24 protein-coding genes are annotated in these 26175 nt (G+C 66.6%); 9 read left to right on the top strand and 15 right to left on the bottom strand.

The genetic code is table 11. The features are described from left to right. Window positions 1-222 precede the first annotated feature (222 nt). Window positions 223-1341 carry an RICIN domain-containing protein gene (locus GLA29479_RS12880; RefSeq protein WP_057971822.1) on the top strand — a complete coding sequence of 373 codons (1119 nt, stop codon included), beginning with the start codon at window positions 223-225 and terminating at the stop codon, window positions 1339-1341. A gap of 279 nt (window positions 1342-1620) precedes the next feature. Here GLA29479_RS12880 and GLA29479_RS12875 read toward each other — a convergent pair whose 3' ends face one another. Genes GLA29479_RS12875 through GLA29479_RS12860 form a run of 4 tightly spaced genes read right to left on the bottom strand, consistent with a single transcriptional unit; the run spans window position 1621 to window position 3592 of the window. Next, entirely contained in the window at window positions 1621-2565 is a 945-nt protein-coding gene (locus tag GLA29479_RS12875) for an ADP-ribosylglycohydrolase family protein (RefSeq protein ID WP_057971821.1), read from the bottom strand. Continuing rightward, window positions 2562-2942, bottom strand: a complete 381-nt coding sequence (locus GLA29479_RS12870; protein ID WP_057971820.1) for a cupin domain-containing protein — start codon at window positions 2940-2942, stop codon at window positions 2562-2564. Before GLA29479_RS12870 ends, GLA29479_RS12875 begins: the two co-directional genes overlap by 4 nt. A 54-nt stretch (window positions 2943-2996) precedes the next feature. Further along, entirely contained in the window at window positions 2997-3203 is a 207-nt protein-coding gene (locus GLA29479_RS12865) for a twin transmembrane helix small protein (RefSeq protein WP_057971819.1), read from the bottom strand. Further along, window positions 3200-3592, bottom strand: coding sequence for a hypothetical protein (locus tag GLA29479_RS12860; RefSeq protein ID WP_187308465.1), 393 nt, complete (start codon window positions 3590-3592; stop codon window positions 3200-3202). The genes GLA29479_RS12865 and GLA29479_RS12860 overlap by 4 nt, the downstream gene beginning before the upstream one ends. A 206-nt stretch (window positions 3593-3798) precedes the next feature. Here GLA29479_RS12860 and GLA29479_RS12855 point away from each other — a divergent pair, with 206 nt between their 5' ends. Continuing rightward, window positions 3799-5223 (top strand): aminotransferase-like domain-containing protein, encoded by a 1425-nt coding sequence (locus GLA29479_RS12855; RefSeq protein ID WP_057971818.1) that lies wholly within the window; start codon window positions 3799-3801, stop codon window positions 5221-5223. Here the strand turns inward: GLA29479_RS12855 and GLA29479_RS12850 are convergent. Together GLA29479_RS12850 and GLA29479_RS12845 are read right to left on the bottom strand one after the other, a co-directional pair. Beyond that, window positions 5135-5665 (bottom strand): MmcQ/YjbR family DNA-binding protein, encoded by a 531-nt coding sequence (locus GLA29479_RS12850; protein ID WP_211264980.1) that lies wholly within the window; start codon window positions 5663-5665, stop codon window positions 5135-5137. The two genes, GLA29479_RS12855 and GLA29479_RS12850, sit on opposite strands and share 89 nt — an antisense overlap. A 4-nt stretch (window positions 5666-5669) precedes the next feature. Further along, window positions 5670-6077 (bottom strand): GFA family protein, encoded by a 408-nt coding sequence (locus tag GLA29479_RS12845; RefSeq protein ID WP_057971817.1) that lies wholly within the window; start codon window positions 6075-6077, stop codon window positions 5670-5672. A gap of 101 nt (window positions 6078-6178) precedes the next feature. Between GLA29479_RS12845 and GLA29479_RS12840 the strand changes: the two genes are divergently transcribed. After that, the gene (locus GLA29479_RS12840; RefSeq protein ID WP_057971816.1) at window positions 6179-7126 is read left to right on the top strand and encodes a helix-turn-helix transcriptional regulator; all 948 of its coding nucleotides are present in this window, start codon (window positions 6179-6181) and stop codon (window positions 7124-7126) included. Between the two features lie 213 nt (window positions 7127-7339). On the opposite strand, the gene GLA29479_RS12835 is transcribed toward GLA29479_RS12840, so the two are convergent. The 4 genes from GLA29479_RS12835 to GLA29479_RS12820 form a co-directional block, all read right to left on the bottom strand. Continuing rightward, entirely contained in the window at window positions 7340-9751 is a 2412-nt protein-coding gene (locus GLA29479_RS12835; RefSeq protein ID WP_057971815.1) for a S8 family serine peptidase, read from the bottom strand. A gap of 512 nt (window positions 9752-10263) precedes the next feature. Further along, a complete protein-coding gene (locus GLA29479_RS12830; protein WP_057971814.1) occupies window positions 10264-12240 on the bottom strand; it encodes a GMC family oxidoreductase in 1977 nt (658 codons plus the stop codon). After that, entirely contained in the window at window positions 12237-12728 is a 492-nt protein-coding gene (locus GLA29479_RS12825; protein ID WP_144436508.1) for a hypothetical protein, read from the bottom strand. The genes GLA29479_RS12830 and GLA29479_RS12825 overlap by 4 nt, the downstream gene beginning before the upstream one ends. A gap of 11 nt (window positions 12729-12739) precedes the next feature. Continuing rightward, on the bottom strand, window positions 12740-14095 hold the full coding sequence (locus GLA29479_RS12820; protein WP_248842731.1) for a hypothetical protein: 1356 nt from the start codon (window positions 14093-14095) through the stop codon (window positions 12740-12742). A gap of 70 nt (window positions 14096-14165) precedes the next feature. Here GLA29479_RS12820 and GLA29479_RS24570 point away from each other — a divergent pair, with 70 nt between their 5' ends. Beyond that, window positions 14166-14429 carry a hypothetical protein gene (locus GLA29479_RS24570; protein ID WP_144436507.1) on the top strand — a complete coding sequence of 88 codons (264 nt, stop codon included), beginning with the start codon at window positions 14166-14168 and terminating at the stop codon, window positions 14427-14429. A 96-nt stretch (window positions 14430-14525) separates the two neighbouring features. Here the strand turns inward: GLA29479_RS24570 and GLA29479_RS12815 are convergent, their stop codons facing one another. Further along, window positions 14526-15479 (bottom strand): AraC family transcriptional regulator, encoded by a 954-nt coding sequence (locus GLA29479_RS12815; RefSeq protein WP_057971812.1) that lies wholly within the window; start codon window positions 15477-15479, stop codon window positions 14526-14528. Between the two features lie 476 nt (window positions 15480-15955). Here GLA29479_RS12815 and GLA29479_RS12810 point away from each other — a divergent pair, with 476 nt between their 5' ends. Both GLA29479_RS12810 and GLA29479_RS12805 read left to right on the top strand, forming a co-directional pair. Continuing rightward, window positions 15956-19150, top strand: a complete 3195-nt coding sequence (locus GLA29479_RS12810; RefSeq protein WP_057971811.1) for an efflux RND transporter permease subunit — start codon at window positions 15956-15958, stop codon at window positions 19148-19150. Beyond that, window positions 19147-20274 (top strand): efflux RND transporter periplasmic adaptor subunit, encoded by a 1128-nt coding sequence (locus tag GLA29479_RS12805; RefSeq protein ID WP_057971810.1) that lies wholly within the window; start codon window positions 19147-19149, stop codon window positions 20272-20274. The genes GLA29479_RS12810 and GLA29479_RS12805 overlap by 4 nt, the downstream gene beginning before the upstream one ends. Before the next feature lie 243 nt (window positions 20275-20517). On the opposite strand, the gene GLA29479_RS12800 is transcribed toward GLA29479_RS12805, so the two are convergent. Both GLA29479_RS12800 and GLA29479_RS12795 read right to left on the bottom strand, forming a co-directional pair. After that, the gene (locus tag GLA29479_RS12800; RefSeq protein WP_248842730.1) at window positions 20518-21060 is read right to left on the bottom strand and encodes a nuclear transport factor 2 family protein; all 543 of its coding nucleotides are present in this window, start codon (window positions 21058-21060) and stop codon (window positions 20518-20520) included. A 256-nt stretch (window positions 21061-21316) separates the two neighbouring features. Further along, window positions 21317-21631: a hypothetical protein gene (locus tag GLA29479_RS12795; protein WP_057971809.1), complete on the bottom strand. Its 315-nt coding sequence runs from the start codon at window positions 21629-21631 to the stop codon at window positions 21317-21319. 368 nt (window positions 21632-21999) lie between these two features. Here GLA29479_RS12795 and GLA29479_RS25295 point away from each other — a divergent pair, with 368 nt between their 5' ends. Then, entirely contained in the window at window positions 22000-22239 is a 240-nt protein-coding gene (locus tag GLA29479_RS25295) for a hypothetical protein (protein WP_057916602.1), read from the top strand. 4 nt (window positions 22240-22243) lie between these two features. Then, a complete protein-coding gene (locus tag GLA29479_RS25290) occupies window positions 22244-22627 on the top strand; it encodes a hypothetical protein (protein ID WP_169795658.1) in 384 nt (127 codons plus the stop codon). A 459-nt stretch (window positions 22628-23086) separates the two neighbouring features. Here the strand turns inward: GLA29479_RS25290 and GLA29479_RS12785 are convergent, their stop codons facing one another. Together GLA29479_RS12785 and GLA29479_RS12780 are read right to left on the bottom strand one after the other, a co-directional pair. After that, window positions 23087-23491: a DUF4189 domain-containing protein gene (locus tag GLA29479_RS12785; RefSeq protein ID WP_082638625.1), complete on the bottom strand. Its 405-nt coding sequence runs from the start codon at window positions 23489-23491 to the stop codon at window positions 23087-23089. A 116-nt stretch (window positions 23492-23607) separates the two neighbouring features. Further along, on the bottom strand, window positions 23608-24735 hold the full coding sequence (locus GLA29479_RS12780; protein ID WP_169795657.1) for a TrbL/VirB6 family protein: 1128 nt from the start codon (window positions 24733-24735) through the stop codon (window positions 23608-23610). An 801-nt stretch (window positions 24736-25536) separates the two neighbouring features. On the opposite strand from GLA29479_RS12780, the gene GLA29479_RS12775 reads away from it, so the two are divergent. After that, a complete protein-coding gene (locus GLA29479_RS12775; protein ID WP_031370056.1) occupies window positions 25537-26148 on the top strand; it encodes a response regulator in 612 nt (203 codons plus the stop codon). Window positions 26149-26175: the final 27 nt, after the last annotated feature.

The following is a 26175-nucleotide window of genomic DNA, read 5'->3' as shown; positions in this document are numbered from 1 at the left end:
CTCGCGAAGGAATGCTCCTAAGCAGGTAGGCGGGCCGGCAAGTTTCATGCAGCAACGAAAACCCCTGGCGACCGCAGCGCGGCCGCCAGCGCACTCGGCTTGCCTGTCGCCCGGCTCGTCGCATGGAAATACCGGCCGCGTTCCGGCCGGCAAGGAGCGCACCGCAACGGAGCTGCACGAACGCCGTTCATCCGGATGGCGTACCCACAATCGGAGACCATCATGAAGACAGTGCGATCGATCCAACGCTGGGGGAGCCTGCTACTGCTATCGCTGCTCTCGCTAAGCGCCTCGGCCGGGGACACGCCCGGCAGCTATACCAATTACGCCTTCGATCCTGCGATCAGCGGGCTCGACTCGGTGGATTTCGGCATCACCGTCGAAACCGACCCCGGCTATCGCGCCAACGTCTATTGGAGCAATCAATTCGCTTTCGTTGGAACGCCCTCCGGCGGCTACACCGGCATGCAGAGCAACGGCGGCAAGTCGCGCATGTTCCTGTTCTCGGTGTGGGACGCGACCGAGGCCAAGGCCGGCAGCGCGGGCAGCTACTGTCTGAACTTCGACGGCGAAGGCGTCGGCAAGAGCTGTCGTATGGCGCATGAGTGGACGGCCGGCCATACCTACCGCTTCCGCGTCGCCCACGAAGGCAACCGCTGGTTCGGCGTGACCGTGACCGATCTCACCGGCGGCGGCTCGTTCAAGCTGGGCAGCATCCGCAGCGCTTCCACGCAGCTCTCTCCGAAGGGCATGGTCAACTGGACCGAATACTTCGAGTGGAGTTCGCCGAAGTCGAACTGCTACAACCAGCCCTACTCGGACGCGGAGTTCCTGCTCCCGATCGGCAATGGCGGCACGACGGTCGCCAGCGTTTCCAGCACCAAGGTCAGCGTGCCCTGCGCAAGCCGAGTCGACAAGACCGCGGTAGGCAGTGTCCAGGTCAACGCCATCGGCAATTCGCTGCGCGGCACGGTGGTCAGCGGCAACAACCTGTGTATCGACGCGAAGGGCGGCGCGACGACGAGCAACGTGCCCGCACTCGGTTACGGCTGCCATACCGGCGAAAACCAGGCCTGGGTGCACGGCGTCGACCGCAGTCTGCGCCTGCAGGCCGACCTCTGCCTAGATGTCGAACAGCACCGCACCGCACCCGGCTCGCCGGTCATCGTCTACGCCTGCAACGGCGGCCGCAACCAATTGTGGAACCAGGTCGGCAGCCAACTGCGCAGCGACTTGTCGGGGTTGTGCCTGACCGCATCGACCGCCGGCGCGCAACTGACCGTCCAGACCTGCGGCACGCAGGCAAGCCAGAACTGGACGGTACGCAGGCCCGCGCTTTGAGGCATCCATCTATACAGGTTGCGAATCTCTTCTACGCCGAGTCGATCTACGAGACCGCGCCGAATATCTTGAAGGTGCAGGGTAGTAGTCGTTCGCTGGACCAGGGGGTTCGGCGGGCTAAGGCACCCCCTTTTTTTCAAAGGGGGGAATGCATCGGATCGATAGCCAGGAGTGAAACGATCCGGATGTCTCGACCGACACCGATCGCACCTATCCGAAAGAGGTCTCCCCTCTGAAAAAGGGGGTTAGGGGGATTTGCTCCTGCTCGTCCCCCATCACTCACGCGTCTGCCACCACCTCATCGCTCTCCGACAACGCCAGCAAGGCGTCCGCCATCGCCGCGATCTCTTCGCGCATCGTCAGGCGTTCGAGCCAGCGCGACGGGATCGCGCCGATGCCGTAGAACGCGCCGGCGAGTTGGCCGCAGATCGCCGCGGTGGTGTCGGCGTCGTCGCCAAGGTTGGCCGCACGCAGCACCGCGGTTTCGTAGTCGTCGCTGTGCAGGAAACACCACAGCGCGGCCTCCAGCGATTCGACGCTGTAGCCCGACCCGACGATCGCGTCGTCGCGCTTGCCGGCGTATTCGCGGGCGTGGATCGCCGCCACCTTGGGGCTCGCCGGCGGCGGCATCGCCGGGGTCAGCACCGCCTCCTTGCCGGCGCCCATCAGCGCGGCGCGCAACTGCATCGCGAACAGGCGCGAGCAATCCAGGGCCTCGGCGGCGCCATGGGTGGTGCGGGTGGATTCGGCCGCATAGTGCCGGGTCGCCTGGGCATGCCGGCGCCACAGCATCGGCACCGGCGCGAGCCGCATCAGCGCGCCGTTGCCGGCCGCGCGCGGGCCGGTGTCGCCGGCGAAGGGGCCATGGCCGGTCATGAAGCGCGTCAACGCCGCGCTCACCGTCATACCGATATCGAAGCACTCGCCGTTGCTGCTCATGTAGCCAACTTCGCGCCAGTTGCAGTAACGGTTCATCTGGTCGCGCGCGTCGAAACCGCGGCGGTAGATCAGGCTTGCGGCCAGGCACAGGGCCATCGAGGTGTCGTCGGTCCACTGCCCGGCGCGCAGCCCGAACGGCCCGCCGCCGACCATGTCGGTCAGCGGCGCGAAGCTGCCGCGCGCGCTGAACTCGACGGTGGTACCGACCGCATCGCCGCAGGCCAGGCCCAACAGACAGCCCAGGTAGCGTTCGCGCAAACCGAGCGTCGGCGCCGTCGTGCTCATGCGATCTCCGGCTCGATGTCTTCGTAGTTGGCCGGCTCGAAACGCGGCGTGCAGATCGCCAGAAACAACAGATCGCTGTCGCCGAGGTTGGCGATGCGTTGCGCAACGCCCGGCGGAATCACCACGACGTCGCCGGGGCCGACGATGCTCGGCGGCAGATCGCCGACCTCGACCCGGCCGCGGCCTCCGAGCACGACGTAGCGCTCGCTGGTGTCGCGCAGACGATGCAGTCGGGTGGTGACGCCGGGCTCGACGCGGGCGCGCGCGATCGAGGCCTGCGGGTCGTCGCTGGAGTTCCACCACTCGATGATGTGGCAGCGTTCTTCGAAGTAGTACTCGGCGGTGTCGGCGTTGGAAACGATTCGGGCGTGAGGCATCGCGCAGGCTTCTTCGGCGGTTTGCCGCCAGCTTAGCCTGCGCGGGCAGCGGGCTTAAACGCCGACGCCGTGCGGTTCGACCACGCCGGTGGCGATGCCGACCACGACCACGCCGATCAGCACGATCGACAAGACGATGCGGCGCGTCAGCGCATTGACGGTGCGCTTGCTGGTGCCTTTGTCCACCAGCATGTAGTACAGACCGGCGCCCAGGTTGTAGAGGATCACCCCAAGGAAGGCGGCGACGAACAGGATCTTCATGATTCGACCTTGCCCGCGAGCGGGCGGGTGCTGTTTCGGTGGGAGTCCGCTTGAGCGGCGTCCCCGGCGGTATGGGTCGCGGCACGAGCGCGCAGCCAGCGCCAACGCACGACGATGGCCAGGGTCATGACCAGCAGGAACAGACCGTAGGCGACCGAACTGGCCAGCACCTGCTTCCAGATGGCGCCGGCGTTGGGGTCGGCGTTGTGCATGCTCCAGTGCATGCCCCACCCGGCCAGCAGGGTCGCGAGGATCAGGCTGGCGCTGTCGAAGGCGGTGCGGGCGCCGCCGCGCGGCTGGCGCGGATAGGCCCAGAACAGCCAGGCCAGGATCGAAAACCACGGCACGAACAGGATCAGGGCCAGGTTGAGTTCGACTTGCGGGTTCATGGCGGTGGGCGTCCGGAGGGTGCTCTTGCTACGGGAGGCATTCTGCCCGGACCGGATCAGAAGTCGTAGAATCAGATTTCGGATAAAAAAACAGATCAGTTGCAACTCGACCGAAGCCGTCGCCTGCCTCTCGGCGGGCGTGGGAACGACACGCCCTCCCGCTCATCAGTCAGCCGCGTACCGAATCCAGGCCGCCCCGAACCGACATGAAGCGCTACCAGGCCCTCGCCGACGACATCGCCCGCTCGATCCGCCAGGGGCTGCTATCGCCCGGGCAGCGCTTGCCGTCGGTGCGCCAGGCCAGTGCGGCACGGCAGCTCAGTCCGTCCACCGTGTTCCAGGCCTATTACCTGCTGGAGGCGCAGGGGCTGGTGCAGTCGCGAGCGCGCTCGGGCTATTACGTCAGCGAGCAGGCCCGAACGCTGCCGCCGGAACCCGACGCGGCCTCGCAGCCGGACGGCGAGTCGCGCCCGGTCGACGTCAGCGAGCTGGTGTTCGAGGTGCTGGAGTCGGCGATGGCGCACGACATCGTGCCGCTGGGCTCGGCCTTCATGAGCCCGGCGCTGTTCCCGCTCGCCAAGCTCGGGCGGGCGATGGCGCACGAGGCCGTGCACCTGGACCCGCGCAGCACGGTCGACGATCTGACCCCGGGCAATGCCGAACTGCGCCGCCATATCGCTCTGCGCTATCGCATCGGCGGAGTCGAGCTCGGCGCCAACGATCTGGTCGTGTGCAACGGCGCGATCGAGGCCTTGAACCTGTGCATCGCCGCCGTGACCCGGCCCGGCGATGCGGTACTGGTGGAATCGCCATGCTTCTATGCCGCCCTACAGGTGCTCGAACGCCACGGCCTGCATGCGATCGAGGTGCCGACCCATCCGCGCGACGGCATCGAGCTCGGCGCGTTGGCCACCGCGATCGCGCGCCATCGGCCGAAGGCCTGCTGGCTCATGACGAACTTCCAGAACCCGCTCGGCAGCACGATGCCGGACGCGAAGAAGCGCGAACTGGTCGAATTGCTGGCGCGCCACGAGCTGCCTTTGATCGAGGACGACGTCTACGGCGAGCTGCACTTCGGCACGCACCGGCCGGCGCCGGCCAAGGCCTACGACCGGCACGGGCTGGTGCTGCATTGCTCGTCGTTCTCCAAGACGCTGGCGCCGGGCTACCGCATCGGTTGGGCCGCAGCCGGGCGTTATACGCAGCAGGTGGCGCGGCTCAAGCTCACCAACACCCTGGCGACCTGCGTACCGGCGCAGTTGGCGATCGCGCGCTACCTGCAGCGCGGCAGTTACGAGCGCCACCTGCGGCGGCTACGCACCACCCTCGCCGCGCAGCAGAGCGCCTACCTGACCGCGGTCGCCGAGCATTTCCCGCAGGGCACGCGCGTGACCCGTCCCGATGGCGGCTATTTCCTCTGGATCGAACTGCCGGAAGACCGCGATGCCTTACGCGTGCATCGCGAGGCGGCGCGCCGCGGCATCAGCATCGCGCCTGGGCCGATCTTCTCCGCGCATCGCGGTCACGGCCACTGCCTGCGGCTCAACTACGGCCATCCGCTCGATGCCCGCGTCGCGGCAGCGTTACGAGCCTTGGGCGAGCTTTCGTCGGCGCGATCGGCGCCAGCCTGAGCCGCTGCGCCTCATCGGCCTCGGCCAGCATCTCGGCCTGGCGCTTGCGGCTGAGCCCGCCGAGCGCCTTGCGGTACGACCAGTCGACCAGCTCGCATAGATAGTCGTCGGGCAGGCGCCGCACGTCGACGAGGGTGACCCAGTGGTAGCGGCCCATGAAACGCGCCGGCTTGGCGCCGGGCATGTCGGTCAGTTCGACGAAGCGGTCCGGCGTGACCTTGAGGCTGAAACGCCAGCGCTCGGGCTCGCTGGTCTTGAAGTAGGCGAAGAACTTCTTGCCGACGCTGTAGACCAGGATGTTCGACGGCGCCGCATGCAAGACCTCGTCCGCGCCCGGGTAGGCACGGCACCATTGCTTGAGTCGCTCGGTATCCATCGCGTCGGCTTCGTTGCGGTCGGGCCGTGCATCCTCGCACAGCCGCGCCGCAGCGGTCGCAGCCATCGGCTCAAAGGTGGCGCGTTACCGCCGGCACTTCGAACCAGTTGTTGTGGCGGCCGTCGAAATAGGTCACCGGCACCTCGGCGAGCTCGGCGTGTTCGATGTTGTCGATGCAGGCCACGTTGACCGAGTAATAGTCGCCGCCGATCTCCTCGACATAGCCCTTGCCGAACACGTGCACGCCGCAGTGCTTGCAGAATTGATGATGGGCGACCAAACCGCCGAACTGATAATTATTGAGGGCGTCCTCGCCCGACAGCAGGCGGAACGCGCTCGGCCGGATCACCGCGCCCCACTTGCGCAACTTGGCGCAGATCGAACAATTGCAGCGTCCGCTGCCTTCGGCCAGGTCGACGTCGGCTTCGCAGCGCACGGCGCCGCAGTGGCAGCTCAACTGGTAGGTCTGGACGGTCATGAGGGGCATTCCTGGTCGAAGGGCGGGCGTACCGCGGGACAGGCTCAGGATACGACTAATAGCGGACAGGATATGTCCTAAATAGTCGCTAGACTGGGCCCATGCTCAAGACCTCGACCCGATTGCTGCGCCTGCTGTCGTTGTTGCAGCAGCGGCGCCACTGGACCGGCGCGGAACTGTGCGAACGCCTCGAAGTGGAGGCGCGCACGGTCCGCCGCGACGTCGAACGCCTGCGCGAATTGGGCTACCCGATCCAGGCCTCGGTCGGCGTCGGCGGCGGCTACCAATTGTCCGCCGGCACCTCGCTGCCGCCGCTGTTGCTCGACGACGACGAGGCGGTCGCGGTCGCCGTGGCCCTGCGCAGCGCCACCGGCAGCGTGTCGCGCATGGAGGACACCGCGCTCGGCCTGCTCAGCAAGCTCGACCAACTGATGCCGGCGCGCCTGCGCCGCCGGGTCAGCGCGCTGTACTCGGTGACCGTGTCGCTCAGCCACAACAACGCCACGCCCGACGTCGACACCCTGACTCACCTGGCCACCGCCTGCCGCGATCATCTGCTGCTCAAGCTCGGCTATCGCGACCGCACCGGCAAGCCGAGCACTCGCAACGTCGAGCCGCTGCGCATGGCGCATACCGGGCAGCGCTGGTACCTGGTCGCCTGGGATCGCCAGCGCGAAGACTGGCGCACCTTCCGCATCGACCGCATCGCCCAGGTGCAGACGCCGGGGCCGAGTTTCGTGCCGCGCACCCTGCCCGAGGACGTCGCCACCTATGTCGAGCGCTCGATCCGGCAACCCTCGCAGTTGCATCGCCTGCGCGCGCGCCTGCAAGGCTCGGCCGAAGCGCTCGCGACCCGCATCCCCAGCTGGTGCGGCGTGCTCGAGGCCGTCGACGATCATTACTGCCTGCTGCACGTCGGCGCCGACTCGGTCGACCAGGCGGTCGCGCTGCTGGCCATGACCGGCGTGGAATTCGAGATTCTCGATGCGCCGGAACTGCTGCCGCAGTTGCGCGAAGTCGTCGCCCGCCTGCAGCGGGCGATGCAATGAAGCCGCGCCGCCGAGGCTGAGCGCGCCCGGCATCCAAGCTTAAGCAGTGGCGGATCGAACACCGGCCGCCACGCAAGGCGATGCCCGCCGTGTCGGCGGGCATCGTGGCCATGGGCCCCTGCGAAGCCGACGCCAAGGCCGGCTCGGTGACGGACCCGCGCCGCGCGGACACGACGCGGGTCCATGACCTGTTTACCGCGCCGCGTTGCCGCCTTACTGCGCGACGGCGTCGGAGCAGGCGGTGTCGTTCTCGCCGTGCAACACGTCGTAGCTCTTCTGGCCTGCCGGCAACGGGTTGGCCTGCGCCGGCAGCAGACCGCGGTAGGCCGGGTCGTACAGCGCCGACAGGAAGCAGGCCTGCGACTGCGCGTGGAACTTCAGCCGGCCGGTGCCGTAGCTGCTGTCGAAGCCGGCGACGCCCAGGTCGTTGCCGCCGGTACCGGCCACATAAGTCAGCGAGTCCTGGACCGATCCGGCCAGCGACACGTTGCGCTGGCGCAGCGCCAGGGCGTGGGCAGCGCGCTGCTGCTCGGTCGGATTGGCCGGCAACACCGGGACGGTCGCGTTGGTCAGCTGGCGTTGATGCTGCAGGCCGAGCAGCGCGAGCGCGGCCACGTGCGGCGTCGCCGAGGAAGTGCCGTTGAACTCGTTATCGCCATAGGACACGGTATCGACATTGGCGAAGTTCGCCATGTCGGGCTTGGCGTTGCCTACCGCCTGCCCGTTCGGGCGCGCGCCGCCGGCGGCGAGCACCGGACCGCGCGAACTGTAGGCCTCCAGGTTCGAGGTCGCCGCATCCAGCGCCGCCACCGTGATCGCGCTGGCCGAGTCGGCCGGGTGGACCAGCGAACGTTCGGCCTGGGCGTACTGCGGGGTGTAATAGCCGCCGATCATCAGGCGCAGGAAATTGTTCGCGCCAGCGGTCTTGCGGACGACGCGCAGACCGAACTTGCCGCCGCCGGCGAAGCGGTTGGCGTTGAATACGCCGTTGCATTCGGCGGTCCGGGTGGCGGCCGACGGAATGAAGGAGACGCCTTCCAACGGGGTCTGGCCGGCGCCGCCGTTCTGGAGTTCGTCCGATTGCGTCGCCACGACCCAGCCGGCCGGGGTGATCACGCGTCCGTTGCGGCGGACCGCGTCGGCCCAGCGCACCAGCTCCAGCCGGTAATCGGCATCGGTCAAGTTGTTGGCGTTGGTCCAATCGTTCCAACCCAGGGTCGCGCTGACCTCGAAATCGTCCTGGTCCTCCGCGCTGAAGGCACCGACCGGGATGCAGCCGCCGAAGTCGGCGCCGAGGTTCAAGCGATTGACGGTGTCGACGCCCGCCGCACTGAGGTCGAAATCCTGCCGCACGTTGGCGACCGCGCCGGCGGTGCTGTTGCCGTCCCAATGCTTCTGCGCTTCGTTGCCGGCGGCGTTGAGGACCAGCACGCCGTTGCGCGTGGCCGCCTCGATGGCGTCGTACAGCCCCTTGAGGCCGCTGCCGGTGCCGGTGCCGTCGCCCGGCCCGTACAGATCGAAGCCCAGCGACGCGGTGATGACCTGCGATCGCGGTTCGCCCTGGCTGACGTTCTGGGCATCGAGGTTGGCCGCGTCCTGGACCGCACTGACCCAGTCGGCTGCGCCGGAGCTGTCGTAGACGCGGAACGAGGCCGCCGGCGCGATGTCGTAGACGATCTCGGTCACCGCGTTGCCGTGCGCCGCGCCGCGGTGGCCGAACGCCTGCCCCTGCAATGCGCGCATGGTGATCTTGTTGGGCTCCGCGGCGGTGTTCCTCGGCCATTCGCCGGCGGCCTGCAGCGCCGCGACTTCGCCGTTGAGATTGCCGAAATGATCGATGATGGCGATGTTCAAGCTTTCGCCGCGCAGATCCCTGCGCAGATTCTCGGCAAGTTGATCGTAGTTGCCCAGCGTGCGCAGATGGTCGATGTTGCTGGCGGTGGCGCCATCGCTGAACACGGCCGTCTGCGACATCTTCATCAGCGACACCTGGGCCACCGATTGCAGACCGGCGACCCATTCCAGCTTCGCCAACGGCACCAGGGCTTCCAGCACCGGCGAACCGTTGACCTGGGTCGCCTGCATGCCGGCGGCGAGCAAGGTCTCGCGCAGCGTCGAGGTGGCACGGTCGAGCAGGCTCGGGTTCTGCACGTCTTCGAAGCTCAGGGCCAGATCGAGATTGACCTTGACCTTCTCGCCTTCGCGGAAGCGCCGCGGGATGCCGGCGCGATCGAGCGCGGCGATCTGCGCCGCGGCACTGATGGCCTGCTTCGCAGCGCCCTGAGCGCTGCCCGAGCTGCCGGAGGCCGCGGCGCCCGTCGTTGCCGCGGTCGACGACGACGCGTTGGCGGCCTGAGTCTGCGCGAGCCATTGCACCGCTTCCAGCAATTGACCGCCGCCGAGCTTGGCCTGCGCATCGTTGCGCGGCGTGGGTGCGGCGTGGGCGACGCTGCGCAGGCTCGCGCCCCCGAAGGAGCCCGAAGCCCGCGACGATGCGGCGAACGCATCGCCGGGCGCACCGAGCGACTGTTGCTGGGCATCCTGGCGCGACCACATCAACACGGTCGCGCAAGCCGCGACCAGGCCGAGCACGGCGAATGTCTTGTTCGAAGGGATCTTCTTCATTCTTTGCCTTTCCTATTCGTGTGATTGCAAGCACGGAACACCGTCGCCGATGGGCGCACGCCCACGGCAGGCCAAGGTGAAGACCTTGTTCCGGCGAATGGAAACCTCGATAAGAACCGTTCGTGCGCAAGGGGCTTCGAACCGGCTCACTAGATCAAACGTGACGCGCGTTTCATTCCCCTACCGCGGCGTCGAATTTTTCATAGAACGAATCGCAATAACGTCGCGCGTGGGGTGATCCAGCGAACTTGCGTTAGGTTCGAACAGTCGGTTCGAACAGAAGATCGGATTCGATCGGACATCTGCGACAGCGTTGCCGAGCATTCCGTTTCCGTTGAAACCGAAACCCGCGACGACCCGCGACGCTTATCCCAATTCGCGCGCGGCCGAGTGGCTAATTCAACGCCTCCGCCATCGCAACGACGATGGCGGCGCACAATGCAATGAGGCCGCGCCCCTCCCGGACGCGGCCTCCTCTACCCTCCCTGCAGTATCCGCTCGAGCCCGAGGGGTTAACCGAGATCGTGCAGGATATTGTCCGCCGCCTGCAGCGCCAGGGCGGCGATGGTCAGGGTCGGATTGGCGGTGGCGGTGCTCGGGAATACGCCGCTGCCGACCATGTACAGATTGGAATGGTCCCAGGACTGTTGCCGTCGGTTGAGCACCGAATCGCGGGGAGCGGTGCCCATGCGGTAAGTGCCGATGATGTGGCCGGCGCCGTAGAAGGTGAAACGGTCTCCCTTGTATTCGAACGTGGTCGGCGTCACCGTGTCGCCGCTGGATTGCACCGCCGCCGGCAGCTGCGTGTATTCCTTGGCGCCGAGCGCGTTGAAGATCTGGGTCGACACTTGCTTGGCCGAGACGAAGGCGTTGCGCACGTAGTCGTCGCGGATGCGATACGTCACCGCCGGTCTCGGCAGGCCGAGGTTATCCGTCAGCGACGACAGCTGCACCCGGTTGTCGGGATCGGGCAGTTGCTCGATCAGATAACCCAGGCGTAACTGGCGCACGTAGATCGCGTTGAGCGCATTCACCAGGCGAGTGCCGAACAACTTGCTGAAGGCCGGCAGGGTCGGATCGAAGCGCAGCGGCTGGCTCTGCTGGTTGAGCGAGTCGCCGTTCAATTGCGTGTTGTTCTGGCCGAAGATGAAATCGGACAGGGTGGTATTGGGATCGTTGGTGGCCCAGTTCCAACCCTCGTTGCCGATCTCGATGCGATAGGCCGCACGCTGGCTGCGGAAGGCACCGTCGCGCGCCGCCTCGATGCCCGCCGTCGACAGCGGCCCGCGAAAGGCATAAATCGGGTCCTTGGCCAGGCCCCAGGCCAGGTACATGACATGGTCCATGAGGTTGCGGCCGACCTGGCCGGAGCTATTGGCGACGCCATTGGGCCAGCCCGGATTGTTTTTCGACATCAGCAACAGTTTCGGCGTCTCGATCGCGTGCGCGGCCAGCACGTAGCGCTTCGCCGTCACCGTGCCGGTGCCGGTCGACGGCCCGGTCTGGCTGTCGTAGGTGATGTAGTCGATGCCGCTGACCTGGTTGCCGTTGAGACGGATGTTGCTGGCGACCGCCTTGTACAAGATCTGCACGTTGCCGGTCTGCAAGGCCTGGGCCAGGGTCACGCTGCCGTCGTACTTGGCCTGGATCGGGCAGATCGGAATGCAGTTGGTGTTGCCGGCGCACTGGCGGCGATTGCCGGGCCGCGAATTGCGCCCCTGCGGGGTCGGCGTGACGAACAGCGGGATGTCGTCGACCTTGAGCGTGGTGACTTTCTGCGCATACAACACGTCGTTCATCGACTCCACGATGCCCGGCATCGGAAAGCCGTAGTTGTCGCCGTACTCGCCGCTGAATTCGACGTTGAAGGTCTTGTACAACTCGACCATCGCCTGCTTGTCGGCCGACACGCCGATCACCTCGGTGGCCTTGCGGTAATACGGCAGCAGTCGGTAGAAGAACTGCGATCCGCCGGGCCAGTCCACGCCCTGGCCGTAACGGCTCTTGAGCTGGAAATCGTTGGGCAGGTTGTTGAGCGAGGTACCCAGCCAATGCCAGGTGGTGCCGCCGGCGACGCGTTCATAGGAACTGCCGAAAGCGAAGGTCAGCTCCGGGCTGTCGGGCGCTATACCCGCCTGTGGGGCGTCGTAAACGAAATAACTGATGTTCCGGTTTTGCCAGGCATTGATCTGCAACACCGTGTAGCGCGGCGTGTTGAGGCTGGACGGATTGGGTTGACCGAGCGGATTGTCGTCGGTGGCCGGGACGGCGCCCTGAATGGTCGGCGGGTACGGCGATTCGGGGGTCTTCGCGTTGGACGTGAAGAAGGTCTGCAGGTATTCCTCGCGGCTCTTGGGCACCGGCGGCCCGCCTTCCACGATCAGCACCTGCTTGCCAGCCTTGCCGAGTTGGTAGGCGACGATCGAACCGGCGATGCCGGAGCCGACGATCACCACGTCGAAGCCGCCGGAAGGCGTGACGATGCTCATACCGGGTTCTCCAGGTAGGCGCTCAGCGGCGGCGGCGGATTGGCCCAGTAACCGTAGTTGTAGGTGGTGCTGCCCATCGGATGCGATTGCATCACCCGCCAGACCAGGCCCTGGGTGTAGCTGTCGGCCGAGATCACTTCGCTGAAGGTCTGGCCGTGAGTGGATGCGGGCGTATCGATCACCGTCGGCCAGGCGCCGGCATACCATAGGAACAGCAGTTTCCGGCACGGGAGTTCGTACTCGGGCTTGTCCGCGAACAGCAGCGTTACCACGCGCTCCTCGCGATCGGGCGGATTGCCCAACAACTGCTTGTCGATGAGTCTGTACCAGAGCAGGATGTCGTCGACCGTCGCCTGAGTCACACGCTCGACGAAGGTCTTCAGATACAGGGACTTGATGTCGTGGGTATCGTCATCAGGCGCCAGCGCTCCGCGCTTGAATCCGGTCAGGCCGATGCTGAGGCTGATGAAAGTGTCCATGGGGTCCATCGCGAGGCTCCTTATTGCGCGCGCTGCAGCAGGTAAGTGAAGTCCGAGGTCATGCCGTTGGTCATGGTGGCGTTGTTGTGGCAGCCCATGCAGCTCGACGAGCCCTGCGGCGTCTTGCCCTGGATGTAGGTTTCCAGGGTCGCGTTGGCGAGGAAGGTCGGCGCCGGCGTGCCGCTGGGGTCGATCGGGTTATGCGCCTGGGTCGGCCACTGCGTGCTGATCAGCTCGTAGTTGGCCCACACCGAGTTCGCATTGGCGCTGCGCAGCGAGGCCTGGTACTGGGTGTTGAGGTTCTTGGTCCGATCGGTCAGCGGGATCTCGCGCACCACCTGGGTCGGCTGGGTGTAGCTCGCGTTCGGGTTCCACGGCCGCGGCGGCGGTTCGTTGGCCAGGCAGGCGGTGCAGCGCTTGTTGAAGAAGTTGTAGCTCGTCTTCGACTGCGGTTCGCCCAGGCTCGGTGCGTTGTCGACGTGCTCGAAGGTCGACCACACCCACTGCGGCGCCGATTTGGTCTTGTGGACGATATGCAGGCCGACCAGGCCCATCGTCTGCAACTTGCACGAAGCCGACACACCTTCGTGCTCGCCCGGATTGGTATAGACCAGCGCCTTGATGGTGTGGAAACGGCTGCGGTCGTCGTTGGCGCCCATCACCTTCCACGAGGACTTGATCATGATCGCGCCGACATTGCTCGGCGTCTGTTTCTGGGTGAAGTCGGCCGGCTTGTTGAAGGCGGCCTGGCCGGCCTTGCTGTACAGCCGATCGCTGACGATGCGATTGAACATGTCCTGGTTCATCATGATCGCGAAACGCACGTACTGGCCGTTCTGGTCGATCAGCGGGCCGGTCTCGAAGGGCTCGGCGCTTTCGTCGAGCACGTTCGGGGTCTTGCCGACCTGGGTTAGGTTGAGGGTGCCGTCGCCCACGCCCTTGCACACTTCGGGCGGCGGCGGGTCGGTGCCCCACGCCGGCGGCGCGGCGCCGCCGGGCAGGAACACCTCGCGGCTTTCCTTCCAGTTCTCCCACACCGTCGGAAGGTCGGCGCCGATGGTGGTGCCGGTGTTCGGATTGCCGTCGGCGGCGGCAGGCCAGTTCACCGCAACGAAGGTCTGCCACGACAGCAGATCGAAATCGTCCTGCAGGTCCTGCAGGTTCGGATTGCCCTGCGTCACGTCGACGTCGAGCGGAATCTGCCAGCTCAGCGGCGGCAAGGCGGCGAGCTTGCCGTCGGCGGCCTGGGCACGGATATCCGCGCGCGTCAGCTTGTCGTGCGGCTCGGGCTTCACGCCGCTGTCGGCGCAACCGCCCAAGGCGATCAGTGCTATGGACGCCGACAGCATCAGACTGCGGCGGTATCGGTGTGTCATGGCGGGACCCCTGCTCCTTGGTCTAACGAAGCGAAGGCTTTCGCTCCGTCGCGGTGCAGGCAGCGTCCCTATGCTGGTGTATTGCGATTCCATGCCGACGAATCCGGCTTGGCTGGCGATCGCAATCGCTGGCTCCACTCGCGTCGAGCGCAGAAGCTACCGATGCGTCGCGGGTAAAAATGCGACGCGCGCGGCAAAAGAAAAATATCCGGGGTTTATTTGCGTTCGCGCCGCCGACGCTGTCCTGCAACGCACTTCGTTTGCGTTACTGCTTACAGCGCACGCGTTGCGCCTGCGCATCGTCAATGAACGCAAGCGCGGTGAGCGAAGGTGAGTGCGCGCGAGATCCGCACGTGGCAGAGCGAATTCGTTGGCCTGCCGAACCACGCGAATCTGCGGTGCCTCGATGCAGGCGCCTCGACCCGGCCGGTCAGCTCTGCGGCGCGCTGCGCGCCTGCACCACTTCCGCGCGCGGCGGCGCGCCGAACAAACGCTTGTACTCGCGACTGAACTGCGAGGGGCTCTCGTAGCCCACGCGATGCGCGGCGACCACCGCCTCGACGCCGTTGACCATCATCAGCCGGCGCGCCTCGTGCAGGCGCAGCTGCTTCTGGAACTGCAACGGCGACATCGTGGTCACCGCCTTGAACTGGTGATGCAGCGACGAAGTACTCATGTGCACTTGCTCGGCCAGGGCCTCGATGCTCAGCGGTTGCAGATAGCACTGGCGCAGCACCGCCACCGCCTTGGCGATGCGGTTGGAACGGCTGTCGCTGACGGTCAGCGCGCGCAGACGATGACCTAGGTCGCCCATCAGCACGCGATAGAAGATTTCGCGCAGCGCCAGCGGCGCCAGCACCGGCAGGTCCTGCGGCGTATCCAGCAAGCGCATCAGGCGCAGCACCGCATCCATCAGGGTCTTGTTGACGCGGGCCGCGTACAGGCCGAGATCGGCCGAATGGTGGCTGCCGCCGTAGCCGCGCTCGGCCAGCGACTGCCCGGCATCGACCAGCAAGCGGGCGATATCGGCCGGGTCGATGTCGATGCGCAGGCACAGGTAGGGCTTGTCGGGCGTGGCCTCGACGACCTGGCCGATCATCGGCAGGGTCACCGACACCACCAGGTAATTGAGCGGATCGTAGTGATACGTGCGGTCGGACAGGGTCACGACCTTGCGGCCCTGAGCGACGATGCACAGGCGCGGCTCGTACACCGAAGGCGAGCATTCGGTCGGCCCGCTCATGCGGATCAGGTGCAGAGCGCCGACCCCGGTCGGGTGCACTCCGTCGCCGTGCGTCAATCGGGCAATCCGGTCCACCAGCTCGGCCTGCGCCGCGCAGCTCCCGCGTTGGGCGATCGATTCTGCGGAAGTATTGGCGTTCATGGCTTCCCGTCGACTATCGGGTTGCGGCGATTATCGGCACGAATCTGGCCGCAGACTGTGCCGCTTCGGCCGAATTGCAGGAATAGGCAATGATGCGACAGTAATGTACTAACGCGCCGGCGGCCCAGGGACTAAGTTATGCCCAATCTCCCGTCGAGCGCCACGGCAAGGGCCCGGCGGGGGACGAGTCTGCGCTCGACGACGCCGTCCTGAACGGGGCGACGCCCGGCGACCGCCGGCGCCGGCCCCGGAGCGGGCCGTAAGGACAGGCGCGGCAGGCGCCATCCCCTCTTCGCCCAGCGAGGCCGAGCCCAGCCCGGAACCCCAGCGCCACCCGTGCCCACGTCGACGCGCCGTCGAGCGCCCGCCCGATCGTCGCGGCCAACGCGCAGTCATTCCCGCTGCGTGCGGCCGACGATCAGGCCGCGCGGCGCGGACGCTCGCTCCATTCATCCAGCCGTCGGAAACCTCTCGCGATGTGGATAGTTCAATACGCCTTGAGCCGCCGCTACACCATCGGCGTCCTGGCGATCCTGATCCTGCTGTTCGGCGTGTTGTCGGCGCGCAAGATGCCGACCGATATCCTGCCCGAGGTCGGCATCCCCTCGGTCAACCTGGTCTGGACCTACAGCGGCCTGCCCGCGGCCGACGTCGCCGCGAAGATGACTTCGTTCTCGGAGGCGGCGATTCTCAACACCGTCGACGACCTCAAGGAAGTGCGCTCGGAAACGCTCAACGGCGCCAGCATCGTGCGCATCGATTTCCAGCCCACCGTCAGCCTCGACCGCGCCCTGGTGCAGATCACCGCGGTCTCGCAGACGATCCTGCGGCGCATGCCGCCGGGCACCTCGCCGCCGCTGGTGGTGCGCAACAACGTGTCGAGCACGCCGGTGCTGCAACTGGTGCTGTCCTCGGATTCGCTGACCGAAGCCCAGCTCTACGATTACGCCCGCCTGCAGTTGCGCTCGCAGATCCAGACCATTCCCGGCATCCGCATGACCCTGCCCTACGGCGGCGCGCCGCGGCAGATCATGGTCGACCTGGATCCGGCCAAGCTGCAGACCTACGGCCTGACCCCGGCCGACGTCACCGGCGCGCTCGAACGCGGCAGCCCGACCCTGCCCTCGGGTTCGATCCGCGAAGGCCGGCGCGAGATGCAGATCTCGATCGACACCAGCCCGGCCACCGCGGCCGAGTTCCTGGAGATCCCGGTGACCGCGCGCAACGGCGTGGTGATCTACGTGCGCGACGTGGCCTCGGTGCGCGACGGCGGCGCGCTGCAGACCAACATCGCGCGCATGGACGGCTCCAGCGCGGTGTCGGTGGCGCTGATCAAGCTCGGCGGCGCGTCCGCGGTGGAGATCGTGCGCGCAATCCGCGAGCGTCTGCCCGAGATCGAAGCCTCGGCGCCGCCGGGCACGCGCATCCAGCCGATCTTCGATCAGTCGGTGTTCGTCGATAACGCGATCGGTTCGATCGAACACGAAGCGGTGCTGGTCGGCCTGCTGGTGGCCCTGGTGGTGCTGGTGTTCATCGGCTCCTGGCGCTCGAGCATGATCGTGCTGTCGGCGATCCCGCTGGCCCTGCTCGCCTCGGTGGCGATGCTGCATCTGCTCGGCTACACCTTCAACGTCATGACCCTGGGCGGCCTGGCGCTGGCGATCGGCATCCTGGTCGACAACGCGGTGGTCGACGTCGAAAACACCAACCGCAACATCGCCCTGGGCAAGGACGTGCGCACCGCGATCCTCGACAGCGCCAAGGAAGTGGTGTTCCCGGAGATGGTCTCGACCATCGCGATCTGCATCGTGCTCACGCCGATCCTGCTGATGACCGGGCTGTCGGCGTGGGTGTTCACCCCGCTCGCGCTGGCGGTGATCTTCGCCATGCTGGCCTCGTTCCTGCTCTCGCGCACCCTGATCCCGGTGCTGTGTTACCTGCTGCTGCCGGCCGACATCCAAAGCCGCGCCAACCCGCGCTGGGCGCCGGAAAAGTTGTTGCTCAAGGTCAGTCATAAAGTCGAACACGTGCTCGACCGGCTGCGCGACAAACATCATGCGCTGCTGATCCGCCTCGGCCATCACGGCGCCGTGCTGGGCCTGGTCGCGGTGCTGGTGTTCGGCGCCGGCGCGCTCGCGGCGATGTCGCTGGGCCGCGAGTACTTCCCCCAGGTCGACGCCGGCCAATTGCGCCTGCAGGTGCGCCTGCCGACCGGCACGCGCCTGGAAGAGACCGCGGCGCGGGTCAGCGAAATCCAGCGCGAGATCCGCAGCATCATCCCGCCGGCCGAACTGCAGACGGTGTACGAACAGATCGGCGTGCCCGATGCGATCAACCTGTCGCTGGTCGACAGCACCGTGGTCGGCTCGTTCGAGGCCGAGATCATGCTGCAACTGCGTTCGCCGCACGCCAACAGCCACGATTACCTGGTCAAGATCCGCCAGCGCATCGCCGAGCGCTTCCCCGACGTGAAACTGTTCGAGCGTCCGCCCGACGCGACCAGCCGCACCCTCGCCGGCTCCGCCGCGGCCGCCTTCGAGGTGCGCCTGATCGGCCGCGACGTGCCCGGCAACCTCGCCGCCGCGCGCCAGATCGAGCAACGCCTGCATCAGGTGCCGGGCGCGGTCGACATCGCCCTGCGCCAGGTGCTCGACCTGCCCGAGTACCAGGTCAAGATCGACCGCACCCGCGCCGCCCAACTCGGCCTCGACGCGCAGCAGGCCAGCCGCGCCGTGCTCGCGGTGCTCGGCTCGGCCGGCACGGTCTCGCCGGTGTACTGGACCGACACCGTCAACGCCATCGCCTACACCGTGCAGGTGCAGGCGCCGATCGACCGCCTGCGCGACATCGACGCCCTGCTCAACGCACCGCTGCGCATCGGCGGCGACGGCCAGGCGGTGTTGTTGCGCAACATCGCCACGGTCACGCCGCGCAACGTCCCCGCCAGCATCGCCCGCACCACCCTGGCACCGACCATCAGCGTGGTCGCGAACGTGCAGGGCACCGACCTGGGTTCGGTCTACGACCGGCTGACCGCGATCACCGGCGAGCTCGGCGGCAAGCTCAAGCCCGGCAACCGCATCGAGATCGTCGGCCAGGCCGGCGAAATGCAGAGCGCCTATGGCGAGCTCGCCGCCGGCTTGGCGATGTCGGCGATCCTGGTATTCCTGGTGCTGGTGGTGAACTTCCAGTCGTGGATCCAGCCGCTGGTGGCGATGTCGGGCCTGCCGGTGGCGATCGCCGGCGCCGCCATCGGCCTGTTCGTCACCGGCACGCCGTTGAGCGTGCCGGCGCTGATGGGCGTGATGATGGTGATCGGCGTCTCCACCGCCAACAGCGTGCTGGTCACCAGCTTCGCGCGCGGCCTGATCGCCGACGGCCACGACCCGGAATTGGCCGCCTACGAATCCGCCGCAGTGCGTTTGCGCCCGGTGTTGATGACCGCCTGCGCGATGGTGCTCGGCATCATCCCGATGGCGATCGGCCTGGGCGACGGCGGCGAACAGAACGCGCCGCTCGGCCGCGCGGTGATCGGCGGCCTGCTGTTCGGCACGCCGGCCACCCTGATCCTGGTTCCTTCCATCCTGGCCGTGATCGGCCGCCGTCGGAAACCGCAGGCGCAGACCGACCCGGTCGACGCCGCCGCCATCGCCGCAGGAGTCGCTCCATGAACATCGTCCTCAACGGCCCGTTGTTGCGCACCGCCGTGACCGCGGCCCTGCTCGCCGCGTTGTCGGGCTGCGGCCGCAGCGACGCCGAGACCACGCCGGTCGCCGCCCTGCCCGAAGTGCTCACGGTGCAGGCCAAGGCCGCCGACCCGATCACCGAGCTGTCCTTGCCCGCGCGCGCGCAGGCCGGCGAGTCGGCGCAGTTGTACGCCCGCGCGACCGGCTTCGTCAGCGAACGCAAGGTCGAACTCGGCGACCGCGTCGCTGCCGGCCAGGTGCTGGCGACGATCTCCGCGCCGGAGATCGACCAATCGGTGCGCGAAGCGCGCGCGGTGCTCGCCCAGACCACCGCCGACCAGGAACTGGCCAAGGTCAACTACGACCGCGCCCAGGCGCTGATCGGTTCGGGTGCGATCTCCAAGGAATACTTCAGCGACCGCAAGGGCAGCTTTGATGTCGCAGTCGCGGCGCGCAACGCCGCCCAGGCGCGGCTGACCGCAGCCCTGGAACGGCAGTCGTTCCAGGCGGTGCGCGCGCCGTTCGCCGGGGTGGTGGTGGCGCGCAACATCGAGCGCGGCGATCGCGTGGTCGGCGATTCGGCCTCGGCCAGCGCGCCGATGTTCGAGGTCAACGTGCTCGACCCGCTGCGCGTGGTCGTCGACGTACCGCAGAACGCCGCCCTGCAGATCGAACCGGGCCTGGAAGCGGAGGTCAGCTTCCCGGAATTGCCTGGGCAGGTCTTCAAGGCCCAGGTCGCACGCAGCGCGCGCAACCTCTCGCGCGAAGCCGGGGTGATGCGCACCGAGCTGCGCCTGCCCAACCCCGACAGCCGCATTCCGGCCGGCATGGTCGGCACCGTGCGCCTGCACCTGCCGCGCGCGGCCGCGGCGGTGGTGCTGCCGGTGTCGACGGTGATCCAACGCGCCAGCGGCGCCCAGATCGTCGCCCTCAAGAGCGACTCGACCATCGCCTATCGCGACGTCACCCTGGGCCGCAACCTCGGCAACGAGATCGAGATCCTTAGCGGCATCCGCCCGGGCGAGACCATCGTGCTGGCGCCGAACGCGCTGCTCGCCGAGGGCAACAAGGTCCACGCCAAGGCCCTGCCGCCGCCGAAGAAGTCCTGAGTCGACCGCGGCCCGCGCTCTCCGGGCAGACGTCAGCTCGGAAGTCGCGTTGGCCGGCATGGGCGGATACCGCAAACCCCGGTCGCGAAGGCCGACGCGCCCCGGCGCTCATTGGTCCACCGATCAAGCAGATACGCCGAAACCTCCCCGTGCTCGGCACGGGGAGGCGGTTTGCTTGCGGACAGATTCAGCGCGACGCGATCGCAGGCGCAACGCGGCGGGCCTCAGGCCCGCGGGGCCCGCTCAGGGCTTATTGTCGACGTGGCCGTAGCTGATCACGCGGCCGACTTCCCAATGATCGGCCTGCTGGCGCCAGATCAGCAGGAAGTCGCTGATGCCGTCGCACTGGCCGGTCTTGACCTGGCAAAAACGATGCTGCCCGGTTTCCAACGCACCGTAGTTCTTGATCGGGCGCACCTTGACCGTGCCCGGGATCAGCTCGCGGCGGATCTTGCCGCAGGCACCGGCGCGGGTCTGGGCGATCATCGATTCGCGCGTCCAGGAGACGCCGCCGATGTCGTGATAGAACTCGACGTCGGACGAGAAATAATCCGAGTAGCGCTTGAGCTGCTTCGGGTCGGTGCAGCGGTTGAACGCGTCGAACACCTGCGTATCGAGCCCGGCGATGGTGTCGTGCAAGGCCTTGTCGGCGGCACTGGTATCGGCGGTCGCAGCGGCAGGCGGAGCAGCCGGCGCGGCGGGCGCATTGGGTTCGGCGGCGGAAGCGATCCCGGCGGGTAGAGCGAGCATTGCGGTAAAGCCGAGTACCCAAGCCAACTTGATCATCGATCCACTTCCCTTGTGTCGGTCCGGGGATCATAGCCGGAGCCGGCTGCTTCGTCGCCTGTCCGGCCTCGCACGCCCGCGGCCGCGGCCCTGAAACGCAGGAAAACCAGGGCCTTGGGCCGGCCCGGATCGAATGGGGTCCGGCCGGCTCAAGCAGTGCCGCGGACGGATCGCGCCCGTGGCCTGCGCCCGGCGCGATGCCGACAATAACGAGCGATGCGGCATCGACCCGCCGGCTAGACCGGCCTGCGCCGATTCATTCGTCCTGCGCCAGCGACGACGAGACCGCATCGATGGTCCCGATGCCGGCCAAGGGCAGCATGCACAGCGCACGCTCGCCCGCCGTCGCCGCGACATCGCCCGCGGCCTGGACGGCGGCGGTTTCCAGCGCCATGGCCTTGCGCGCTTCGGCCAGGAGCGGCAACAACTTGTAGAACGAATTGGCGACTGCGCGCCGACCCATCGCCGAATAACGGTCGCCTTCGCACAACGCGAACCAGGTCGCGTCGTACAGGGCCTGCATGGCGCGGCTGGGCTCCGGGCCGCGATCGGGGCGGGTCTCGAACGTCATGGCGCACTCCACTCGGCCGCGCGATGGCCGATGACGACACCATAGCGAGCCGACGTCTCACCTCGAGATACGCGCGCCGCATTTATGGACTTCGTTCATGCGCACGTCATGTCATGACGTCATTCCGTACGGATTCGGTTCAGCCCATCCGCCTCGCGGCGTGAACTGTGGCGCAAATCGCGCAGGCAATGCGATTCCGCCTCCGCCATCCGCGCCCGCGTGTCAGCCGGTGGGACGCTGCGATGGAAGGCTGATACCGACACGAACACGGCCATCCCCGGTCGCCACGTCGGGTCGCGTGCATCGCGGCCGCCCGCCTTCCCGCGACGACATCGCGTCGGCGCCTTTCCCAAGGATTCGATCCACCCATGAGCGACATCATCGATCAAGCGCAGCAATTCGAGGAGATCAACCTCGCCCAATCGCTGCAGGCCCATCTACTGGCCGCAGAAACCATGACCCGGCCGATCGCGGCAGGCTATTGCTTGAACCACGCTTGCCTGGAACCGTTCGACGACGACCCGCAGCGGCTCTATTGCGGCCCGGCCTGTGCGGAGCGGCATCATCGGCAGATGCAGCGTGATGGTCATGCGCTGCGGCGCAAGTAGTCGGATGCGTCGTTGGCTCCGGGCCATCGCCGGGATGGCTGATTACCAGAACCCTGCGGTCGACTTGAAGCCCTGGTGTGTCGTTGCCGTTGCCGTTGCCGTTGCCGTTGCCGTTGCCGTTGCCGTTGCCGTTGCCGTTGCCGTTGCCGAGATTTTGATTGGCTTTGACGCTGTGCCGGTCAACAGTAGACCCGGAGGGCGGCGCACAGGACGTGCGCCGTTTTTCGATAGGACAAGGATGTCCTATCGAAAAATCCCGGCGACAGCACCGTACTCGTGGCCTGTGCCCTTGCAAGGAGAGCCCTTTTCTTTGGTTACCTTTCTTTTGGGCTTAGCAAAAGAAAGTAACCCGGCCGCGTCAGCGGACGGAAGCTCTGCTCTTGCTTGATGTTTTTTGTAGAAGCAAGATCAAACGCCAAAAGCTTCCGCCACTAAAGCGGCGGGTTACTTTCTTTTGTCATAAGCAACAAAAGAAAGGTAACCAAAGAAAAATGCTTCTTTTTGAATCACAGGCCCGCACGAGCGGTGCCGACGCAGGGATTTTTCATACGGGACATCCCTGTCCCGATGAAAAACGGCCCGCATCCCTGCGGGCCGCCCTCCGGGTCTGCGATTGCCTTCGCTAGTGCGGCACGGCGCACAGCAACAGCCAAGCAATAGAAACAACAACAGCAATGGCAATGGCAATGCCAACAGCGACGGCTACGACAGCTGCAACGCTGCTCTTGGGTAGGAGCGGCGCAAGCCGCAACCACGCCAGGACCGCTTGCGCCGCACCGGCCAGCAAAAGACAACCATCGAAACGGCGTGCTCGTGCCGCGTGTCTCAGCAACCCGGCACTTCTTCGCTAACGCTCCCGCACCGGAAAACTGCACTCCGCGTAGTACAACTGACAACGCATATCCTTGCGCGCCTCGCAGGCGCCCAAACCGATTTCCGCGGCGCGTTCGGCGCTGCTCGCCGTCGTCGTGTCCGATTGGCGATCGCCGGCGACCACCACCACGCAGCTATCGCGATAGCTCATCTCGACCTTGCAGGCCTGGCCACCGCGCGCGCGGCAATCTTCCAGGGCGACGCGTCGGGCCTCGCGCTTGCTGCGCGTGTCGCTCGCCGCACCCATGATCCCGGCCGCCGCATCGAAGGCAAGCGCGCCCCATTGGCTGGCCCAACGCGGTCCCGCGGTCCCACGCGGGGCCGGGCTACTGGGCATCGGCGCGCAGGCGGTCGGCGAGGCCGCGGTGTAGGGAACCATGCCCGGCGGACATCCGCCTTCGGCCCAAGCAGCCCCCGCCGACACGGTGGACAACGCCAACACGGCGATGCAGATCGCGCGTTTGCGGTGCTAGGATGAACGCTCACGCATCGCCATCAGCCCCTGCGCACCGTATCTTCGCCGCGCGACTCGCGCCCCGGCGGCGGCCGGCCGAGTTCGTGCGCCGCCCCCGTCGTCAAGGCCGGCGTGGCGGCGCGCTGCTCGCTGCCCGACTGCGGCGACAAATGCGAGCCGGCCGAGGCCTGGCCCGACGTCGCAGGAACGGCGCCGGCACCGCCGCCGAACGCCGAGTAATGCACGAAGTTGCCCATGGTGCCGTTGAAGAACACCGCCGCTACCGGCGGCGCGACGACGATGAAGGTGGTGAGGATCAGGCCGATGCCGCCCTGCTGCATCGCCAGGCTGGTCATGCCTTCCGCATCGAGACCGACGATACCGTTGAACGCCTTCGACACCCAGAACGCGACCGCCACTTTCGCCAGCAGCTTCATCGCCATCGCCGTGACCACGCTCAGCGTCGCCATCGAGAACAAGGTGCCCAGGCCGTACAGCAACCAACGACGGAACAGTTCCTTGGTCTGCTCGAAGAGCAGGCACAGGATGAACAAAGGGCCGAGACCTATGAACACGGCGATGCCGAATTTGTACAACAGCAACATCGCCCCGGCCGTCATCGCCGGACTGGCCGAACCGAAGCCGGCGAACAACAATGCCCGTGCCTTCTCCTCGCGCATCGCATCGTCGCCATCGACGACCTGCACCGCATCGATCGCGGCCAGGGCGACCTGGGTATAGGCCAGGTTCTGGTCGATGCTGTCGGCGGCGGTGCGACCCTCGATGCCGGTGAACACCTGATGGATCTCGCGGTCCAGACTATCGGTGAACAAGCCGTGCAGGCTGCCGCCGAACATCGACATGCCGGTGGCGACCGAAACGATGACGGCAACCCGCATCGCATTGACGACCAAGGCCATCATCGGCTCGCGCGATTGCCCGGTGACGATGCGATAGCCCGTCAGCAACACCCACAAGGTCACCAGGGTCAGGGCGATGCCGCTGGCCCAGGCCATCATCCGCCCCATCAGCTGCAGACCGAAGGTGTCGATCTCGTGGCTGAAGTAGCCGTCGATCAGTTTGTAGAAGGCGAAGTCGCCCAGTCCCGACTGGATGCCGGCGAGATACGCCTCATGCAGCCCACTCGACACGCGATCCATCCCTGCCATTGCGTCCCCCTCCATTGCGGCCGGGCCCGCCGATGAGACGGCCCGCTGACCGGCGCCTGATTACGGCGCCACCTTGGGTGTGCGCACTCTGCGCAACCATCCGGAAGCCTCGCCTCCGGCCTGGAAAAACCCTACGAATCGCAGCCGCGCACACGGACCCGCGATGGGTCCGCCGCCCGATGGCGCGGCCGTTGCGTCGTGCCGCAATGTGATGCGTGCGCCTCGAAGGCTGTTGCTTACAGCGACGGCTCGGATCGCGTGGTTCGGGTCGTGCTTCCCGGCTCGTGCTCTACGTATCGTGCTTCCCAGGTCGTGCTGTACGAGTCGTGCTGTACGAATCGCGCTTTCCGACTCGCGTTTTACGAGTCGTGCTTTCTGACTCCTGCCTTACGAGTCGTGCGGCTCGGGTCGCGCCATGCAAGTCGCGTTGCCCGGGTCGCAGCGCCCGAATCGCTGGACGGGAAACCCGCGCTTCGGAGCGGATATCCGTCGCGACGAGACCGCGGTGCGAGTGTTCCGTTGCCGTTCGCAAGCCTTCGTTTGCGAATGCGGTGGCGAACTGCGTCCTCACTGCGGATGCCTCGCGGCGACATCGAATCCGTGAGTGAGGCTAGCACCGGAATTCCGCAAGGCGTTGTAGGAAAACTCTGATTCGCCGTGCGCGTTTGGCCACGCCTTGTAGACAAATGTCTACGTTCTTGTGGACACAAAGCAAATTCAAGAAGCGATGCTTGCCAACTCTGGGGTTTTGTTGAGATTAGGTGTCATCCAGATGGATCTGACTTGGCAAGAGAGTTCGTAATGATCCGCGTCTTCATGATCGACGATCACCCCCTCATGCGCACCGGAATGCGCTGGGTACTGGAAGAAGCGGGCGACATCGAAGTGGTTGGCGAAGCCGCCAACGGCCGCGATGCGCTGGCCCTGATTCCTACGTTCGCCATCGACCTGGTGGTGTGCGATTTCGACCTGCCCGATACCGACGGCCTCGACCTGACCCGCCGCCTGCTGCGACAGGATCCGGAACGCAAGGTGCTGATCGTCTCGATGCTCGAACGCAGCCCGATTCCGCGGCGGTTGCTCGCCGCGGGCGCGCTGGGCTACGTCAGCAAGACCAGCGATCCGCTGGTGGTCTTGCGCGCCGTACGCGAAGTGGCCAGCGGCCGGCGCTTCCTCGACAACGCCCTGGCCTGCCAGGTGTTGTTCGACTCTTCGCCGTTCGACCAACTCAGCCCGCGCGAGCTCGAGGTCGCGATGCTGATGGTCAAGGGCGAAAGCATCCGCCGCATCGCCGATTCGCTGCGCGTCACCGAGTCGACCGTGCGCACGATCCGCTCGCGCGTCTTCGACAAGCTCGACGTCCGGGGCGATGCGTCCCTGGTTTATCTCGCGGTCGAGCATGGCCTCGCCTGACCGCGCGAAGCCGCGCGCGGCGCCATC

It is taken from the genome of Lysobacter antibioticus, assembly GCF_001442535.1.
Classification (GTDB): Bacteria; Pseudomonadota; Gammaproteobacteria; order Xanthomonadales; family Xanthomonadaceae; genus Lysobacter; species Lysobacter antibioticus.
The sequence above is the reverse complement of the archived record's forward strand: the minus strand, read 5'-3'. Positions and strand labels throughout refer to the sequence as shown.

Bases quoted from the DNA above. Each gene is read 5' to 3' on its own strand.
- GLA29479_RS12880 (WP_057971822.1), top strand. From the start codon at position 223: ATGAAGACAGTGCGATCGATCCAACGCTGGGGGAGCCTGCTACTGCTA.
- GLA29479_RS12875 (WP_057971821.1), bottom strand. From the start codon at position 2,565: ATGAGCACGACGGCGCCGACGCTCGGTTTGCGCGAACGCTACCTGGGC.
- GLA29479_RS12870 (WP_057971820.1), bottom strand. From the start codon at position 2,942: ATGCCTCACGCCCGAATCGTTTCCAACGCCGACACCGCCGAGTACTAC.
- GLA29479_RS12865 (WP_057971819.1), bottom strand. From the start codon at position 3,203: ATGAAGATCCTGTTCGTCGCCGCCTTCCTTGGGGTGATCCTCTACAAC.
- GLA29479_RS12860 (WP_187308465.1), bottom strand. From the start codon at position 3,592: ATGAACCCGCAAGTCGAACTCAACCTGGCCCTGATCCTGTTCGTGCCG.
- GLA29479_RS12855 (WP_057971818.1), top strand. From the start codon at position 3,799: ATGAAGCGCTACCAGGCCCTCGCCGACGACATCGCCCGCTCGATCCGC.
- GLA29479_RS12850 (WP_211264980.1), bottom strand. From the start codon at position 5,665: ATGGCTGCGACCGCTGCGGCGCGGCTGTGCGAGGATGCACGGCCCGAC.
- GLA29479_RS12845 (WP_057971817.1), bottom strand. From the start codon at position 6,077: ATGACCGTCCAGACCTACCAGTTGAGCTGCCACTGCGGCGCCGTGCGC.
- GLA29479_RS12840 (WP_057971816.1), top strand. From the start codon at position 6,179: ATGCTCAAGACCTCGACCCGATTGCTGCGCCTGCTGTCGTTGTTGCAG.
- GLA29479_RS12835 (WP_057971815.1), bottom strand. From the start codon at position 9,751: ATGAAGAAGATCCCTTCGAACAAGACATTCGCCGTGCTCGGCCTGGTC.
- GLA29479_RS12830 (WP_057971814.1), bottom strand. From the start codon at position 12,240: ATGAGCATCGTCACGCCTTCCGGCGGCTTCGACGTGGTGATCGTCGGC.
- GLA29479_RS12825 (WP_144436508.1), bottom strand. From the start codon at position 12,728: ATGGACCCCATGGACACTTTCATCAGCCTCAGCATCGGCCTGACCGGA.
- GLA29479_RS12820 (WP_248842731.1), bottom strand. From the start codon at position 14,095: ATGACACACCGATACCGCCGCAGTCTGATGCTGTCGGCGTCCATAGCA.
- GLA29479_RS24570 (WP_144436507.1), top strand. From the start codon at position 14,166: ATGCTGGTGTATTGCGATTCCATGCCGACGAATCCGGCTTGGCTGGCG.
- GLA29479_RS12815 (WP_057971812.1), bottom strand. From the start codon at position 15,479: ATGAACGCCAATACTTCCGCAGAATCGATCGCCCAACGCGGGAGCTGC.
- GLA29479_RS12810 (WP_057971811.1), top strand. From the start codon at position 15,956: ATGTGGATAGTTCAATACGCCTTGAGCCGCCGCTACACCATCGGCGTC.
- GLA29479_RS12805 (WP_057971810.1), top strand. From the start codon at position 19,147: ATGAACATCGTCCTCAACGGCCCGTTGTTGCGCACCGCCGTGACCGCG.
- GLA29479_RS12800 (WP_248842730.1), bottom strand. From the start codon at position 21,060: ATGATCAAGTTGGCTTGGGTACTCGGCTTTACCGCAATGCTCGCTCTA.
- GLA29479_RS12795 (WP_057971809.1), bottom strand. From the start codon at position 21,631: ATGACGTTCGAGACCCGCCCCGATCGCGGCCCGGAGCCCAGCCGCGCC.
- GLA29479_RS25295 (WP_057916602.1), top strand. From the start codon at position 22,000: ATGAGCGACATCATCGATCAAGCGCAGCAATTCGAGGAGATCAACCTC.
- GLA29479_RS25290 (WP_169795658.1), top strand. From the start codon at position 22,244: ATGCGTCGTTGGCTCCGGGCCATCGCCGGGATGGCTGATTACCAGAAC.
- GLA29479_RS12785 (WP_082638625.1), bottom strand. From the start codon at position 23,491: ATGGTTCCCTACACCGCGGCCTCGCCGACCGCCTGCGCGCCGATGCCC.
- GLA29479_RS12780 (WP_169795657.1), bottom strand. From the start codon at position 24,735: ATGGCAGGGATGGATCGCGTGTCGAGTGGGCTGCATGAGGCGTATCTC.
- GLA29479_RS12775 (WP_031370056.1), top strand. From the start codon at position 25,537: ATGATCCGCGTCTTCATGATCGACGATCACCCCCTCATGCGCACCGGA.